At 68.0% G+C, this 15411-nt stretch carries 14 protein-coding genes; 5 read left to right on the forward strand and 9 right to left on the reverse strand.

What is annotated here, in order from left to right; all coding sequences use genetic code 11:
* Positions 1-790 precede the first annotated feature (790 nt).
* Positions 791-2404 (forward strand): TROVE domain-containing protein, encoded by a 1614-nt coding sequence (locus ACYQR9_RS20175; protein WP_461227816.1) that lies wholly within the window; start codon positions 791-793, stop codon positions 2402-2404.
* Positions 2405-2470: 66 nt separating this feature from the next.
* Here the strand turns inward: ACYQR9_RS20175 and pncB are convergent, their stop codons facing one another.
* Positions 2471-3763 carry a nicotinate phosphoribosyltransferase gene (pncB, locus tag ACYQR9_RS20180; protein WP_461227817.1) on the reverse strand — a complete coding sequence of 431 codons (1293 nt, stop codon included), beginning with the start codon at positions 3761-3763 and terminating at the stop codon, positions 2471-2473.
* Positions 3764-4541: 778 nt separating this feature from the next.
* The gene (locus tag ACYQR9_RS20185; protein ID WP_056433585.1) at positions 4542-5045 is read right to left on the reverse strand and encodes a pyridoxamine 5'-phosphate oxidase family protein; all 504 of its coding nucleotides are present in this window, start codon (positions 5043-5045) and stop codon (positions 4542-4544) included.
* A 130-nt stretch (positions 5046-5175) separates the two neighbouring features.
* Between ACYQR9_RS20185 and ACYQR9_RS20190 the strand changes: the two genes are divergently transcribed.
* The 3 genes from ACYQR9_RS20190 to mobA all read left to right on the forward strand — a co-directional run bounded on the left by ACYQR9_RS20190 (position 5176) and on the right by mobA (position 7363).
* A complete protein-coding gene (locus tag ACYQR9_RS20190; RefSeq protein WP_200919221.1) occupies positions 5176-5481 on the forward strand; it encodes a hypothetical protein in 306 nt (101 codons plus the stop codon).
* Between the two features lie 124 nt (positions 5482-5605).
* Positions 5606-6742, forward strand: a complete 1137-nt coding sequence (locus ACYQR9_RS20195; RefSeq protein WP_461227818.1) for an Mrp/NBP35 family ATP-binding protein — start codon at positions 5606-5608, stop codon at positions 6740-6742.
* 6 nt (positions 6743-6748) lie between these two features.
* Positions 6749-7363 (forward strand): molybdenum cofactor guanylyltransferase MobA, encoded by a 615-nt coding sequence (mobA, locus tag ACYQR9_RS20200; protein WP_461227819.1) that lies wholly within the window; start codon positions 6749-6751, stop codon positions 7361-7363.
* A gap of 3 nt (positions 7364-7366) precedes the next feature.
* On the opposite strand, the gene ACYQR9_RS20205 is transcribed toward mobA, so the two are convergent.
* From ACYQR9_RS20205 to ACYQR9_RS20235, 7 genes are all read right to left on the reverse strand, one after another.
* The gene (locus tag ACYQR9_RS20205) at positions 7367-8455 is read right to left on the reverse strand and encodes a nucleotidyltransferase family protein (protein WP_461227820.1); all 1089 of its coding nucleotides are present in this window, start codon (positions 8453-8455) and stop codon (positions 7367-7369) included.
* 126 nt (positions 8456-8581) lie between these two features.
* Entirely contained in the window at positions 8582-9040 is a 459-nt protein-coding gene (locus ACYQR9_RS20210) for a peptidylprolyl isomerase (RefSeq protein ID WP_018043013.1), read from the reverse strand.
* 4 nt (positions 9041-9044) lie between these two features.
* Positions 9045-9545 (reverse strand): hypothetical protein, encoded by a 501-nt coding sequence (locus ACYQR9_RS20215; protein WP_461227821.1) that lies wholly within the window; start codon positions 9543-9545, stop codon positions 9045-9047.
* Entirely contained in the window at positions 9542-10108 is a 567-nt protein-coding gene (locus ACYQR9_RS20220; RefSeq protein ID WP_311273998.1) for a peptidylprolyl isomerase, read from the reverse strand. Before ACYQR9_RS20220 ends, ACYQR9_RS20215 begins: the two co-directional genes overlap by 4 nt.
* 44 nt (positions 10109-10152) lie before the next feature.
* Positions 10153-10653: a pantetheine-phosphate adenylyltransferase gene (gene coaD / locus ACYQR9_RS20225; protein WP_056433597.1), complete on the reverse strand. Its 501-nt coding sequence runs from the start codon at positions 10651-10653 to the stop codon at positions 10153-10155.
* A gap of 446 nt (positions 10654-11099) precedes the next feature.
* Positions 11100-13856, reverse strand: a complete 2757-nt coding sequence (gene gyrA, locus ACYQR9_RS20230; protein ID WP_461227822.1) for a DNA gyrase subunit A — start codon at positions 13854-13856, stop codon at positions 11100-11102.
* 360 nt (positions 13857-14216) lie between these two features.
* Complete coding sequence (locus ACYQR9_RS20235; RefSeq protein WP_419952075.1) at positions 14217-14591, reverse strand: YciI family protein; 375 nt, start codon at positions 14589-14591, stop codon at positions 14217-14219.
* Positions 14592-14718: 127 nt separating this feature from the next.
* On the opposite strand from ACYQR9_RS20235, the gene ACYQR9_RS20240 reads away from it, so the two are divergent.
* The gene (locus ACYQR9_RS20240; RefSeq protein WP_461227824.1) at positions 14719-15411 is read left to right on the forward strand and encodes an HAD-IA family hydrolase; all 693 of its coding nucleotides are present in this window, start codon (positions 14719-14721) and stop codon (positions 15409-15411) included.

The raw sequence follows: 15411 nt of genomic DNA on the forward strand, positions 1-15411 counted from the left end.
ACCGGCAGACCGGATTGCCTCACCGGCGCGGGCCGGCGGGGGGCTCGGTTATCACCTCTCATGTGAAACCGCCCGAGCCCCATTCGACATGTCCGCGTCCCTCGCCATTCGGTCCCTGCCACGGACGGAGCAACGCATGAAGAAAGTCGACCTAAGCGTCGCCGCGTTCGCCTGTCTCGGGGGCGAAAGCCGGCGACCGACCCGTCTTTGATCCGGCGCTCCGCGCGGGCCGCTGACGAACGGTTATCTTTGGGATGAAGGGCTTTCGAGCCCTGGGGTTCGACCCCCCGACGGCCTCGCGGCCGATCCGTTCGCCTCGACCATGTCCGCGCGGCCATAGGCCGGGTTCACCGACAATCCCTCATCGTCGACGTTTCCGTCGCCTTCGCGCGGTGCGGGCCTCCTGGCTCGCGTCCGAGCGCCCGCGCCGGAACCCGAGCGGTCCGTGCGGGCCGACAGGGGACGGTTATCGGTAGAGCGCCGCGGGGCTCGCCTCGCGGAGGTCGCGGATTCGAATTCCGCCGGGGCCGTCGCGGTCCCGAAGCTCATGACACCGTCCCTCGAACACATGCCCGCATGGCCGACCCGGATCGGCGAGCGGATCACCCCATCGGCCGCGCGGGCCGACGCGGCAGGATTATCGACGTCTTGTGTCGCGGGTTCGACTCCCGCCGGGCAGCGATGCCCGTAGCTCAGACGGTAGAGCAAAGACCCCTCCTGCCACTGACCCATGCCCGCGCGGCCCCAACGAACCACCGGGCACGAGGCCCCGTGGAGGAAGGAGCGAGCGATGATGTCCTATGCCAAGCTGTTCTCGCTCCGGCGCAATCCGCAGTCGGAGCCCATTCCCCGTACCGTGCCGAACTCGGCCGGCGGACACGCCTTCCCGGTGAGCGACTGGACGCGGCTCGATCGCTTCCTGGTGCTCGGCTCCGAGGGCGGCTCGTACTATGCCGGCCCCGTCGCTTTGACGCGCGACAATGCCCGGGCCGTGCTGCGGTGCCTCGCGGAAGACGGCCCGCGCGTGGTCGCCGCCATCGTGGCGGTGAGCGAGGCCGGACGGGCTCCGAAGCAGGATCCGGCGATCTTCGCCCTGGCGCTCGCCGCCTCGGCGGAGGGCGAGCATGCCCTCGCCACCCGCCGGGCCGCTCTGGCCGCCCTTCCGCGCGTCTGCCGCACGGGGACGCACCTGTTCCAGTTCGCGTCCGCCGTCGAGGCGATGCGCGGCTGGGGCCGTGGCCTGCGCCGCGCGGTGGCCGACTGGTACGTCGCCCGCCCCGTGGCGGCCCTTGCCTACCAGGCAGTGAAGTATCGTTCGCGCAACGGCTGGTCGCACCGCGATCTGCTGCGGCTGGCTCATCCGGAGACGGGCGAGCCGGATCGCGCCGCCCTGTTCGACTGGATCTGCCGCGGCACCCTGGCCGAGGCGGCGCCGGCGCTCGTCCACGCCTTCGCCTCGGTGCAGGCGCCGGGCGTCAACGGGGCTTCGGCCGCGGCGATGATCCGCACGCACGGCCTGCCGTGGGAGGCGCTGCCGACCGAACTGATGACGAGCCGGGCGGTGAACGAGGCGCTGATCGAGCGCATGCCGATGGGAGCCCTCGTGCGTCAGCTCGGGCGGCTCACGGCCTTGGGCGTGCTCGCCCCCTTCTCGGAGGGGACCGAGCATGTCCGGGCAGTGCTGTCGGACCGGACGCGCATCCTGGATGCGCGCCTCCATCCGATGGCGCTGCTCATGGCGCTCAAGACCTACGCGTCGGGGCGGGGTGAGCGCGGCCGGCTCTCCTGGGAGCCGGTGGCCGCCATCGTCGAGGCGCTGAACGCCGCGTTCTACACGGCGTTCGCGTCGGTGACGCCCACCGGCAAGCGTCTCGTCCTGGCCCTCGATGTGTCGGGGTCCATGGCGACGGGAGGCGTGGCCGGGTCTTCGCTCACCCCGCGTGAGGCGGCCGCCGCGATGGCGCTCGTCACCGCGGCGACCGAGGAGCACTGGCAGGTCGTCGGCTTCACGGCCGGTGCCGGCCGACGCCGGAACGAGGGCACGGCGCTGACCGCGCTGCCGATCGGGCCGTCGATGCGGCTCGACGCGGCGGTGGCGGCCACGGCCGACCTGCCCTTCGGTGGGACGGATTGCTCGCTGCCCATGCGCTGGGCCCTCGAGCGGAACGTCCAGGCCGACGCCTTCGTGGTCTACACCGACTCGGAGACGTGGGCGGGTCCGGTCCACCCGGTGGAGGCCCTGCGCGCGTACCGGCGGAAGACCGGGATCGACGCCAAGCTCGTGGTCGTGGGGCTCGTCTCCAACGGCTTCAGCATCGCCGACCCGGAGGATGCCGGCATGCTCGACGTGGTCGGCTTCGACGCCGCCGCGCCGGCACTGATCGCGGACTTCCTCCGCGCCTGACAGGGGAGACGGACGGCACGCCGCCCGTCTCCCGCATGCCTGGATGAGGGCCGCTCTCGGCAAACCTCACACGATGACCGGCATCTCCGCCATCTCGCCGATGCCGAAGACGCGCTTGTAGCGGGCGACCTCGTCGGCGGGGCCGATGGCCTTGGACGGGTTGTCGGAGATCTTCACGGTCGGCCGGCCGTTGGCGGCGATGACCTTGCAGACGATGGAGATCGGATCGAGCCCGTGATCGGGCACCAGCCCGCGGAAATCGTTGGTGAGCAGGGTGCCCCAGCCGTAGCCGATGCGCATCCGCCCGTGGAAATGCGCGTGGATCGCCACGATCGTCTCGATATCCAGCCCATCCGAGAAGATCGCGAGCTTGGAGGCCGGATCGCAGCCGCGCGATGCCCACCAGGCGATGGCCTCCTCGCCGCCCTCGATCGGGTCCTTCGAATCGATGCGGATCCCGGTCCAGGCCGTCATCCATTCGGGCGCATGGGCGAGGAAACCGGTGGTGCCGTAGGTGTCCGGCAGCATCACCAGGAGGTTGCCGGCGTAATCCTGCTGCCAGTCGCGCAGCACGTCGTAGGGCGCCTGGGCCAGTGCCTCGTCGTCCTCGGCGAGGGCCGAGTAGACCATCGGCAGTTCATGGGCGTTGGTGCCCACCGCCTCGACCTCGCGGCGCATGGCGATGAGGCAGTTCGACGTGCCGAGGAAGGCCTCGCCCAGGCCCTCGCGCATCGCCTCGACGCACCAATCCTGCCACAGGAATCCGTGGCGGCGTCGGGTGCCGAAATCGGCGATGGAGAGGCCCGGCAGGCGTTTCAGCCGCTCGATCTTCTCCCAGACCCGCGTCATCGCCCGCGCGTAGAGGATCTGCAGCTCGAACTTGCCGAGCCCGCGCAGAATCCCGCGCGAGCGCAGCTCGTTGAGGATGGCGAGCGCCGGCACTTCCCACATCGTGGTCTCGATCCAGGGACCGTGGAAGGTGAGAACGTATTGTCCGTCGCGCGCCTCGAGTTCGTAGTCCGGCAGGCGGAAGCCTTCGAGCCAATCCATGTAATCGGCCGAGAACATCTGGCGGTTGCCGTAGAAGGTGTTGCCGCGCAGCCAGGTCGACTCCCCCCGGCTCAGGCGAACGGTGCGGGCGTGATCGAGCTGCTCGCGCAATTCCCCCACATCGACGAAATCGGCGATGCGGACGGAACGGCTGCGGTTCTGGATGCCGAAGGTCACGTCTGCGTCGCGATGGCGGCGAAAGATCGTCTGTGCCATCAGGAGCTTGTAGAAATCGGTATCGAGCAGCGACCGGATGATCGGGTCGATCTTGAAATTGTGGTTGTAAACCCGCGTCGCGAGATCGAGCATGGTCGGGAGGGATCCGGCGCGGGACCCGGGCGCCCGCTCGCCGGCGAAGAGCGCACGGGCCTCGGGCGCGAGTCAATCGGACGGGCGGTGAATGGCGGGGGTCGATCTCATGTCGAAGCGGTATGGCATGACGTTCACTGGCCCATCTCCGTCTTTCCGGGGCCGCGCAGCGGAGCCCGGAATCCAGAGCCGCGCCCTGGGCTGACATGGCAAAGCCTCGGGTTCCGGATGGTATGCCTGGGGCCTAGCCCTTCGGGTCCGGGCTCGCCTTCGGCGGCCCGGCATGACGGCGTGAGAGAAACGCCGCAGGCCAATCGTTAACTGATCCTACGGTTGGCTCGAGCTTAGATCGGTTCCCCTGCCCGGCTTGGCCAAGTCTAGCCTGGGCCTCACGCCGACCGCTTTTTCGTGTCCCCGGAGGGCGAGGTAAGCTGCAGGCTCCCTCTTCTTACGAGCAGGGAGATTGCAGATGGCGTCACATCGTCATTCCGGATCGCTGCCGACAAGCCCTGACCCGAGGGCGCGCCAGCGGCGCGCGATTCAGATCCACTGGCGGTGCAAAGTCGTGCACCGATTGTGTTTCTGGATCCCGGGCTCCGCTGCGCGGCCCCGGGATGACGGGGGGCGACAAATGGGTTTTCGTCGAGCAAATCGATGTCTGCCACCGACCTGCCTTCCATGAGAAGGCGCCCGTGGCGACTGCTCGATGCCTCCTCACGTAGAAGGGCGGCCACCCGTTCGGGATGACCGCCCTCGTGGTCCGTCTCGTCGACAGGGATCAGGCGAGATCGACCTTCTTGGTCTCGGTCTTGGGCGATTCGCCGGTGAGGGCGGCCTTCACGTAGCCGTAGATGTGCAGGGCCGTGGCGTTGGGGCTGTCCCAATACTCGCCCTTCTCCGGGTGGATGCGGATGAGTGCGACTTCCGGGTCGTCCTTGCCATTGGGGAACCAGGTCTTCATGCTCTCGCTCCACTTCTCGTCGACGAGGGCCTGATCGGTGACGATCTCGGCCTTGCCGGCGATGGAGACGTAGGTCTGGCTCGACGGGTCGGAATAAGCGAGGTTGACCTGGTTGTCCTTGCTGATCTCAGCGGTCTTGGGCGAGTGCAGCTTGGTGAAGAACCAGATGTCGCCGTTCTCGTCGGTATCCTGGCTCCACATCGGGCGGCTGTAGAGCTTCCCGTCCTGATCCGCCGTGGTCATCATAGCGACCTTGATGTCCTTGACGAGTTCGAACAGCTTCTTCGCGCCCTCGTGGTCGCGGTGGTTGCCTTGATGCATGAAACGGGTCTCCTGAAGATCTGTCGTCCGTCTCAGGGCACGGCTGTCCCGGTCGCGGGCCGGCCCTGAAGGCTGCACTCACAACGGGCCAGGGCTCGCTTGGTTCAGCACCGGAGGAAGAAGAGGAAGAATGTCTTTGCCCGTCCCGATCCGGGGAATCCTCAACCTGCTCCTGGGTGCGGCCTGCTCCCTTCCCCTCCTCACCGCGCCCGTCGCGGCGCAAGTCCGCTTCGGTCCCGGCGTGCGGATCGGCGGCCACGATTTCTCGAACCGGCGCTACGGCAGCGTCCATATCCAGCGGGTGAAGCGTCTCCCCGGCCCGCCCGGATGCCGCCATCTCCGCAACGGGATGTATCGGCGCGGCGACGGGTCGGTGGTCAGGGGCCCGATGGAGCGGTGCAACCTCATCGCCATCCCGCCCGAGCGCCGCCGCTGAAGCCGCCCGCTCCGTGCATATCGGCGGGGTGAGACCGCAACGGGTCTGGCGTTCTGATTGCCGTCGGTTACATGCAAGGTAACGTTCGGGCCGCCCGCCCATTAGTCTTGCCTGGAGAAACATCTTGGCCATCACTCGCGACGACGTGCTCAAGGCGCTATCCGCCGTCACCGTCGATGCCGGCGGGACCACGCTGCCCGCATCGGGCCGCCTGTCCCAGGTGGTGGTCGACCCCACCAACCGGGTCATGTTTTCGATCCTGATCGACCCGAGCGAGGCGGAGCGTTTCGAGCCGGTCCGGCGCAAGGCCGAGGGCACCGTCCTGGCCATGGCGGGCGTCTCCGGCGTCTTCGCCAGCCTCACCTCGGAGCGCGGCCCGAACCAGCCCGCCCCGCCGACCCAAGCCACGGCACCGCAACCGCCCCAGCCGGGACGACCCGCGCCTCCCCGCACCGGCCCTGCTTTGCCCGGCGTGCGCCACATCGTGGCGGTCGCCTCCGGCAAGGGCGGCGTCGGCAAGTCCACCACCGCCTGCAACCTAGCCCTCGCCCTCTCGGCGCAGGGGCTGAAGGTCGGGCTGCTCGATGCCGACATCTACGGCCCCTCGGTGCCCAAGCTGTTCGGCCTGTCCGGCAAGCCGAAAGTGATCGAGGAGCGCCTGCTCGCGCCGATGGACGGCTACGGCATCAAGGTGATGTCCATCGGCTTCCTGATCGAGCCCGAGACGGCGATGATCTGGCGCGGCCCGATGGTGCAATCCGCCATCACCCAGATGCTGCGCGAGGTCGCCTGGGGCGAGCTCGACATCCTGGTGGTCGACATGCCGCCGGGCACCGGCGACGCCCAGCTCACCATGGCCCAGGCGACGCCGCTCTCCGGGGCCGTCATCGTCTCGACGCCGCAGGATCTCGCGCTGATCGACGCGCGGCGCGGGGTGACGATGTTCCGCAAGGTCTCGGTGCCGATCCTCGGCGTCATCGAGAACATGGCGACCTTCATCTGCCCGAATTGCGGCCATGCCTCGCACATCTTCGGCCATGGCGGCGCCCGCGACGAGGCCGCGCGGCTCGACGTGCCGTTCCTCGGCGAGGTCCCGCTCGACATGACCATCCGGGAGACCTCCGATTCCGGCCGTCCCGTGGTGGCGGTGGACCCGGACGGGCCGCACGCGAAGGTCTATCGCGGCATCGCCGCGCAGCTCTGGGCCAACCTCACCGGCGGGCCCGCCCCCCGCGCTGCGCCGCGCATCGTCATCGAGTAGCCCGGCGTGGAGCCCGTGCTCGGCGTGATCCTGGCCGGCGGCCTGTCCCGCCGGATGGGCGGCGGCGACAAGCCGCTGAGAATTCTGGCGGGCCGCACCCTCGTCGACCGGGTGGTGGAGCGGTTCGCGCCTCAATGCGGTCTCGGCATCGTCCTCAACGCCAATGGCGACCCGGCCCGGTTCGCGGAATTCCCCGGCCCAATCGTGCCGGACGGGGTGCCCGACCATCCGGGGCCGCTCGCCGGCATCCTCGCCGCCCTCGACCACGCCGCCTCGCATCACCCCTCCGCGACGCATGTGGCCAGCGTCACGGGCGATGCGCCGTTCCTGCCCCTCGACCTGGTGGACCGCCTCTGGACCGGACTGTCCGGCTCCCCCATCGCCATGGCCTCATCGGCCGGGCGGGAGCATTTTACCGTGGCGCTCTGCGCGGTGTCCCTGCGCGAGGATCTTCGGACGGCCCTGGTGGAGCGCGGCGAACGGCGTGTCGGCGCGTTCCTCCGCCGTCACGGAGCCGTGGCGGTGGACTGGCCGGCAGACCCGGTCGACCCATTCCTGAACATCAACACGCCGGAGGATCTGGCGCTGGCGGAGGCGTTGCTTCGTCACGCCGATCGGTGACCGCTACGGGGAAGATGCGGGAAACCCGACCTGCGTCGGCTCGTAGCCCAGCATTCCGCCATGCGCGCAGACGGCTTGCGTGATGGCGATGCGCCCGGTCTCGTCGAGGCGAGCGACGCCTGTTTCCAGGTGACGGCGCCAGGAGGGACCTCGGCTCCACGCCTCGACCCAGGAGGCTGCCAGGGCAACGGGCTGGTTCCTGGCCAGGGCCGCGATCAAGAAGCCTGCCTGAGTTAGGTCCTTCGCCTGTTTCTCACGCTCGGTCCGCTCGTTCGCCACGATGAGTTTGTGAACGGCGTAGCGCTCTGGAGCAGGCACCGTGACGGAGATCCCGCCGGCATGGAGCAGCGTCGAGCGAACCGGGTCTCTGATGAGGAAATCGAGATAGCGAAGCGGCTGGGCGCTGACACCGCCGAGGGCCGGCATCGGGACGAGCGCGCCGGTCAGATCGTCCGAGCCACGGTTCGACACGAGAAACTCCACCCGAAACCCATCGGCGTTCGCGAAAGCGCTCGTGCGGTCCGGCCGCGACAGGTTCGGCACCGGACGGAAGCTCGCATCTATGGCCTGAAGTTCCTCGTGAACGGGAGGCATGCTCTCTCCGATCGCGACCGAGATGCCGTAATCCTGTGCGAGATCGATGTCGCCGGTCCTGAGCGCTCTCATCGGGCGCTCCCCGACGAGGCCCGGATAGGTCTGGAACGCCACCGTGCCGACCAGGACCCCACGCAGCCGAAAGAAGCCTGCCTGCGCCAGACGTTCGACGACCCGGCCCGTCAGGGCGTCCGCGGTCGGAAACCCGGCGCTCCGCAACATGCGAACCGCGTCGATACGGGTGCGGTAATCGACCCGCTGGCGGTCATGGGCCTCGACCCGGCGCGTGGTCTCGGAATCCGCTACGGTGCCGACATAGCGGTTGGACTTCGTGCCGGTGGCGGCATCGTAGCCCTGATAGTACCAGTATTCGCGCGCCTTGATGGTGCGCCTGATGAACTTGCCGTTCTCGGGAAAGTCGCGGTCGAACTCCGCATCGGCGCAGCGCTGATTGAGATCGGCGAAGACCGTCTGCGCGGCGGCATCGATGGACGGCATGGCTCGTACCCGCGTTACAGGAAAATCGCCGTTTTCATGTAACGCGCGGAGCTGGGCCCCACAAACGAGAAAGGGCGTCCGCGCGGGTCACGCGCGGACGCCCTTTTCATCGACGGATCGACCGGCTCAGGCGGTGCCGACCGTGGCCTTGACGATCTTGTCCGGCGAGCGGGGCGGCTCGCCCTTGTTGAGGCTGTCCACCACGTCCATGCCTTCGGTCACCTTGCCCCAGACCGTGTACTGCTTGTCGAGGAAGCGGGCGTCGCCGAAGCAGAGGAAGAACTGCGAATTGGCCGAATGCGGGAAGTTGGTGCGGGCCATCGAGCAGGTGCCGCGCACATGCGGCTCGTCGTTGAACTCGGCCTTCAGGTCCGGCAGGTCGGAACCGCCCGAGCCGGTGCCCGTCGGGTCGCCGGTCTGGGCCATGAACCCGTCGATGACGCGGTGGAACGGCACGCCGTCGTAGAATCCCTGTCCCGCCAGCGTCTTGAGACGCTCGACATGGTTGGGGGCGAGATCCGGGCGCAGCCCGATGACGACGCGGCCCTTGGTGGTTTCGAGGATGAGGGTTTCGGTATCGGCCATGGGGTCAGACTCCTTGTCCCTGGGGACCTTGGTAGATGAACCGCAGGGCGATCGGGCGCCCCGCGATGGCGGCGCCGAGCGCCGGCGTGATCGCGACCGGCGTGCAGCGCCGGATCGCGTCGAGGGTCGAGCGGGTCAGGATGTCCCTGCCGCGCTGATCGGCATTCTGCATCGAGAAGGTGATGCGAGGCTCGCCGATGACGGACCCGTCGCGGCGGAGCGCGAAACGGGCGGTGATCTCGGTACGCGGGAAGCCGGCGAGGCCCTGCGGTATCTCCCAGCAGGCGGCCAGCCTCGGATAGAGATCCTTCAGCGTGTCGGCCGGACTCGCGGCGATGCCACCCTCCGGCACCTGCACGGTGGACCGCAATGTCCCGGGCAGCGCCAGGGGCAGGCCGGACGCTGCCAGGGCGGCTCCTGCAAAAGCCGCCGCGAACGGGATGGCGACCGCCGACGCGACGACGGCGAGGCGCGTCGGGCGCCTCACTGTCGCGCCTCCGCTCATTTCGCGCCTTGGGCCATCTGCATCTTCACGATCTTGTCGGGGTTCTGGACCGCGCCGCCCGGAGCGCCCGCGGCGGCCTTCTTGATCTTGTCGACGACATCCATGCCGGAGGAGACGAGCCCGATCACGGTGTACTGGCCGTTCAGGAACGGCGCATCGCCGAGGCAGATGAAGAACTGCGAGTTCGCCGAGTTCGGATCCGACGAGCGGGCCATGCCGAGCGTGCCGCGCCGGAACGGCGATTGCGAGAATTCGGCCGGGATGTTCGGCAGGGACGAACCGCCCGTGCCGTTGCCCTTCGGGTCGCCGGTCTGGGCCATGAACCCGTCCATGACGCGATGGAACTTCAGCCCGTCATAGAAGCCCTTCTTGATGAGGGTCTTGAGCTGGGCCACGTGCTGCGGCGCGAGATCGGGGCGCAGCTCGATGGTGACGCGGCCATCCTTGGTGTCGAGATAGACCGTGTTGTCGTCGGCGGCCCGTGCCACGGGCGCGAACCCGATCATGGCGGCGAGGGCCAGGGACAGGAAGGCGGTCCGCCGATGGAGGGTCCGATGAGTCATGAGGGGGCGGTCTCCGGTCCGTTGAAAGAGGTGGATGGAAGGGATCAGGCTTGCGTGAAGCGCGCGGCGAGCCGTTCCGCCACGAGGGGAGGAACGAAGGGCGAGACATCGCCGCCCATGGCCGCGATCTGGCGAACCAGGGTGGCGGTGATCGGCCGGACGCCGGTGGAGGCGGGCAGGAACACGGTCTGCACCTCCGGCGCCATGGCGCCGTTCATGCCGGCGAGCTGCATCTCGTAGTCGAGATCCGTGCCGTCGCGCAGGCCGCGGATGAAGATACTGGCGCCCGAGCGCCGTGCGGCCGACACCGCCAGATCGTCGAACGTGACGATGTCGAGGCTGGCGCCTTCGGCCTCCGCCAGGGGGGCGCAGGTCGCCCGCAGCAGATCCGCGCGTTCCTCAGGCGAGAACATGGGGGCCTTGCCCGGATGCACGCCGATGGCGATCACCAGGTGCTGCACGAGCCGGCATGCCTGACGGATGACGTCGAGGTGTCCGTTCGTGACCGGATCGAAAGAGCCAGCGTAGAGCGCGGTGCGGATCATCACCGGTGGGCGTAGAGCATTTCGCCTCGAAACGGAACCGCCCGCGACCATCCCGGCCCGATGGCGAATCCTCCCGGCTAGGGACCGACGCACGAAAAAGGGCGGATGCCCCGATGGAGCGCCCGCCCGAAGTTTCGGTCTTCGAAGTCTGGTCGACGACGTCCGGCTTATGGATTCGCCAAGCGAAGTGCCGGAACGTCAGAGCCTTTTCGCAACTCCACGCTGCGCCAAACGTCTCGTTCGGTCCGGCGCGGATCGTGGAGCGATATCTCTCTGAGGCTGAACTTATCGGTGCATCGCGGCGCCGGATATGACTTGGCTGCAACACCGAAGATCAGTGACCGAAACGAGAATGCCGGCCAAGTCTTGCGACTCGACCGGCATTCCCCGCGACAATGTTCAGACTGGTCTCGAACGATTCCAGACCGGCCTGAACAGGGCCGTCTTCAGGTGGCGTCGCCTGCGGGATCGATTGCCGTCACCTCTCCGGCATCGTCCTCACCTTCGCCTTCACCTTCGATATGCTCGACGGAGACCACGCGCTCGGTCTTCTCGGTGTTGAACACCGTGACACCCTGCGAGGCGCGGCCGACGATACGGATATCGTCCACCGGCACACGGATGAGTTGTCCGGCATTGGTCACCAGCATGATCTGGTCCGAGGGCTGGACCGGGAAGGAGGCGACGAGGTTGCCGTTGCGCGGGTTGACCCGCATGGCGGTGATGCCTTTGCCGCCGCGACCCGAGATTCGATACTCGAAGGACGAGCTGCGCTTGCCGAAGCCGCGCTCGGAGAGGGTGAGCACGAATTGCTGGGCCGCGCCCATTTCGGCGTAACGCTCCTGGGAGAGAAGCGGCGCATCGGTGGCGATGTCCTCGGAATCGGCATCGCCGCCCTCGGTGTCGCCGATCACGGCCCGCTGCATCTTCAGGAAGGCGCCCCGCTCCTCGGGCGTCGCCTCGAAGCTGTTGAGGATCGTCATCGAGATGACGCGGTCGTCCTGCGCCAGGCTGATGCCGCGCACGCCGGTGGAATCGCGGCCCTTGAAGACGCGCACATCCTCCACCGGGAAGCGGATGCACTGGCCGGCTTGCGTGGTGAGCAGGACGTTCTGGTCGGCGCGGCAGATCTCCACGTGGACGATGTGGTCGCCCTCATCGAGCTTCATGGCGATCTTGCCGGCGCGGTTCACCTGCACGAAGTCCGAGAGCTTGTTGCGCCTCACGCCGCCGCTGGCGGTGGCGAACATGACGTCGAGCGTCTCCCAGGAGGCTTCGTCCTCCGGCAGCGGCATGATCGTGGTGATGCGCTCCGTGCCCGCATCCATGGCGAGGATGTTGACCAGCGCCTTGCCGCGCGCGTTGGGCGCGGCCATCGGCAGGCGCCAGACCTTCTCTTTGTAGACCTGCCCCTGGTTCGAGAAGAACAGGACCGGCGTGTGCGTGCTGGCCACGAACAGGCGGGTGACGAAATCCTCGTCGCGGGTGGACATGCCCGAGCGGCCCTTGCCGCCCCTGCGCTGGGCCCGGTAGGTCGAGAGCGGCACGCGCTTGACGTAGCCGGCATGGGACACGGTGACGACCATGTCCTCGCGCTGGATCAGGTCCTCGTCCTCGACGTTCGAATCCCAGTCGAGGATCATGGTCTTGCGCGGTGTCGCGTAGGCTTCGCGGACTTCGCGCAGCTCGTCCTTGACGATCGTCATGATGCGCAGGCGCGAGCGCAGGATGTCGAGGTAGTCGGCGATCTCGTCGGCGAGCTTCTGGAGCTCGTCGCCGATCTCGTCGCGGCCGAGGGCCGTGAGGCGCTGCAGGCGCAGGTCGAGGATGGCGCGGGCCTGGATCTCCGACAGGCGGTAATTGCCGTTCTCGTCCACGCGGTGGCGCGGGTCGTCCACCAGGGCGATGAGCGGCGCGATGTCGAGGGCCGGCCAATGGCGGCCCATCAGCGCCTCGCGGGCGGTGTTCGGATCGGGCGAGGTGCGGATGAGGCGGATGACCTCGTCGATATTGGCCACCGCGATGGCGAGGCCGCACAGGACGTGGGCGCGCTCGCGGGCCTTGCCGAGCAGGAACTTGGTCCTACGGGACACGACTTCTTCGCGAAAATCGACGAAGGCCGTGAGCAGGTCCTTCAGGTTCATCAATTCGGGGCGGCCGCCGTTCAGCGCCACCATGTTGCAGCCGAACGAGGATTGCAGCGGCGTGAAGCGGTAGAGCTGGTTCAGCACCACGTCGGCCATCGAATCGCGCTTGATCTCGATGACGATGCGCATGCCGTCGCGGTCGGATTCGTCGCGCAGGTCGGAGATGCCCTCGACCCGCTTCTCCTTCACCAGCTCGGCGATCTTCTCCATGAGAGTCGCCTTGTTCACCTGATACGGGATCTCGGTGAAGATCAGCGCCTCGCGCTCCTTGCGAAGCTCTTCCACATGGGACTTCGCCCGCATGATGACCGAGCCGCGGCCCGTGGCGTAAGCCTGCCGCACGCCGGCGCGGCCGAGGATCGAGCCGCCGGTGGGGAAGTCGGGGCCGGGGACGTATTCGGTCAGCTGCTCGATGGTGAGGCCCGGCTCGTCGATGAGGGCGATACAGGCGTCGATGAGCTCGCCGAGATTGTGCGGCGGGATGTTGGTGGCCATGCCCACCGCGATGCCGCCCGCTCCGTTGACGAGGAGGTTGGGGAAGCGCGCGGGCAGAACCTTCGGCTCCTCTCGCGACTCGTCGTAGTTCGGCTGGAAGTCGACGGTGTTCTTGTCGATATCGGCGAGCAGCGCGTTGGCGGGCTTGGCCAGACGCGACTCGGTGTAGCGCATGGCCGCCGGCGGATCGCCGTCCACGGAGCCGAAATTGCCCTGCCCGTCGATGAGCATGAGCCGCATCGAGAAGTCCTGGGCCATGCGGACCAAGGCGTCGTAGATCGATTGGTCGCCATGCGGATGGTAGAGACCGATCACGTCGCCGACGATGCGGGCCGACTTGACGTATTTCCGCTCGGGCAGGTGCCCGCTCTCATAGGCCGAGTAGAGGATGCGCCGGTGCACCGGCTTCAGGCCGTCCCGCGCATCGGGCAGCGCCCGGCTCACGATCACGCTCATCGCATAATCGAGATAGGAGCGGCGCATCTCGTCGGTGATGGAAACGGGCTTGATGTCCGAGGCGGGCGGCGTCGCGCCGGCGCCGGTATCGTCTTTCTCTGCCAAGGTCTTCGATCTCTGCCTGTGACGGTCCCGGCGGGCCGGGTCCGCGTGGAGCGACGGGCGCTACGGAAAGTGGGGGGCGGGGCGTTCCGCGTGGCCTCGAAAAGGCCGGCCGCGTCACGTCCTGGCTCGGACGTCCTTCATACGCCATCCGGTGCCGCTGCGCCACCGCCGGACATGTCGCGACGACATCGACAAACCCCATGCGTCGCAAGCGCTTGCAACGCCGATTTCAGCGAATGAGCACCGGTTGTTTCCCGGCCTCTTCCCCGGATGGGTGGAGGCTCGGCCGAACCCGATCCGGGGCCCATGTCGGAGTGCCGCGAGGTCGCCTAGAATGGTGGGGTCGGACCGTCGTGCCCCTCACCCCGCCGCAGCGCCCGCGAAATCGGACATCTCGTAGAGCGGCCGGATCTCGATCTCGCTCGGGCCGGGCATCGGGTTGGGACAGCGCTTCACCCAGTCCAGCGCTTCCTCCATGTCCTTCACCTGCCAGAGCCAGAAGCCGGCGACCAGTTCCCCGGTCGCGGCGAAGGGGCCGTCGCTGACGGTGCGGGAGGCACCGTCGAAGGCGACACGCTTGCCCTTGGCGGAGGGGTGCAGGCCCTCGCCGGCGAGGAGGATGCCCGCCTTGGCGAGTTCCATGTTGAACTCGCCCATGGCGGTGAGCAGGTCGAGGGACGGCATGATCCCCGCTTCGCTGTCCGCGGTCGCCTTGACCAGAACCATGACGCGCATCGATTCGCCTCCCCTGCTCGATCGAGCCCATGGAAGCACGAAGGCACGGTTCGTGTGAACTCACAGACCGCTGGGCCGGTTACCCGACGCCATCGATCCCGCCGCATCCATCGACAGGGGCAAAGTCATGCTCGTTCGCCCGAAAGCCGTCGCTTTCGACATCATCGGCACCGTGTTCAGCATGGAGCCGATGCGGCCCGCCCTGGTGGCAATGGGCTTGCCGCCCCTCGCCTTGGACTTCCTCTACACCGCCGGCCTGCGGGACATGTTCGCCCTGGCGGCGACAGGCACCTTCGCGCCGTTCCAGTCCGTGCTGTCGGGGTGCCTGGACGAGGTGCTCGCCATGCACGGCCTCTCCGCCTCGCCGGAGGACAAGACGGCTTTGCTCGGCATGATGAAGGCCCTTCCGCCGCACGAGGACGCCAAGGCGGCATTCGAGGTTCTGGCCGATGACGGCATCCGGGTCTTCGCGCTGAGCAACGGCGCAGCCGCGACCACGAGGGGATTGCTCGCTGCGGCAGGTATGGAGGGGCTCGTCGAGCGGGTTTTCTCCATTGAGGAGGTGAAGCTGTCGAAGCCGCGCGCCGAGGTCTACCGCCACGCCGCGCGGGCCGCCGGCATCGCTCCGGGCGAGATGGCAATGATCGCGATCCACCCTTGGGACCTCCACGGCGCCAGGATCGCCGGCCTCATGACAGGCTATGTCGCTCGTGGCGTGCCGTACTCACCGGCCCTCGAGGTACCGGATCTGACCGGGGAGACCCTGCTGGAGGTCGCATCGGAGATGGCGCGGCTCGGGCCGTCGCAACCCGACGCCTGA

This window comes from Methylobacterium sp. CM6241 (assembly GCF_054817845.1).

What these genes read in the sequence shown, in the direction of transcription:
- pncB (WP_461227817.1), bottom strand. Translation starts at nt 3,763, where the DNA reads ATGCTCGATCTCGCGACGCGGGTTTACAACCACAATTTCAAGATCGAC.
- ACYQR9_RS20215 (WP_461227821.1), bottom strand. Translation starts at nt 9,545, where the DNA reads ATGAGCGGAGGCGCGACAGTGAGGCGCCCGACGCGCCTCGCCGTCGTC.
- coaD (WP_056433597.1), bottom strand. Translation starts at nt 10,653, where the DNA reads ATGATCCGCACCGCGCTCTACGCTGGCTCTTTCGATCCGGTCACGAAC.
- ACYQR9_RS20205 (WP_461227820.1), bottom strand. Translation starts at nt 8,455, where the DNA reads ATGCCGTCCATCGATGCCGCCGCGCAGACGGTCTTCGCCGATCTCAAT.
- ACYQR9_RS20210 (WP_018043013.1), bottom strand. Translation starts at nt 9,040, where the DNA reads ATGGCCGATACCGAAACCCTCATCCTCGAAACCACCAAGGGCCGCGTC.
- ACYQR9_RS20220 (WP_311273998.1), bottom strand. Translation starts at nt 10,108, where the DNA reads ATGACTCATCGGACCCTCCATCGGCGGACCGCCTTCCTGTCCCTGGCC.
- ACYQR9_RS20240 (WP_461227824.1), top strand. Translation starts at nt 14,719, where the DNA reads ATGCTCGTTCGCCCGAAAGCCGTCGCTTTCGACATCATCGGCACCGTG.
- ACYQR9_RS20190 (WP_200919221.1), top strand. Translation starts at nt 5,176, where the DNA reads ATGTCTTTGCCCGTCCCGATCCGGGGAATCCTCAACCTGCTCCTGGGT.
- ACYQR9_RS20235 (WP_419952075.1), bottom strand. Translation starts at nt 14,591, where the DNA reads ATGCGCGTCATGGTTCTGGTCAAGGCGACCGCGGACAGCGAAGCGGGG.
- ACYQR9_RS20185 (WP_056433585.1), bottom strand. Translation starts at nt 5,045, where the DNA reads ATGCATCAAGGCAACCACCGCGACCACGAGGGCGCGAAGAAGCTGTTC.
- ACYQR9_RS20175 (WP_461227816.1), top strand. Translation starts at nt 791, where the DNA reads ATGATGTCCTATGCCAAGCTGTTCTCGCTCCGGCGCAATCCGCAGTCG.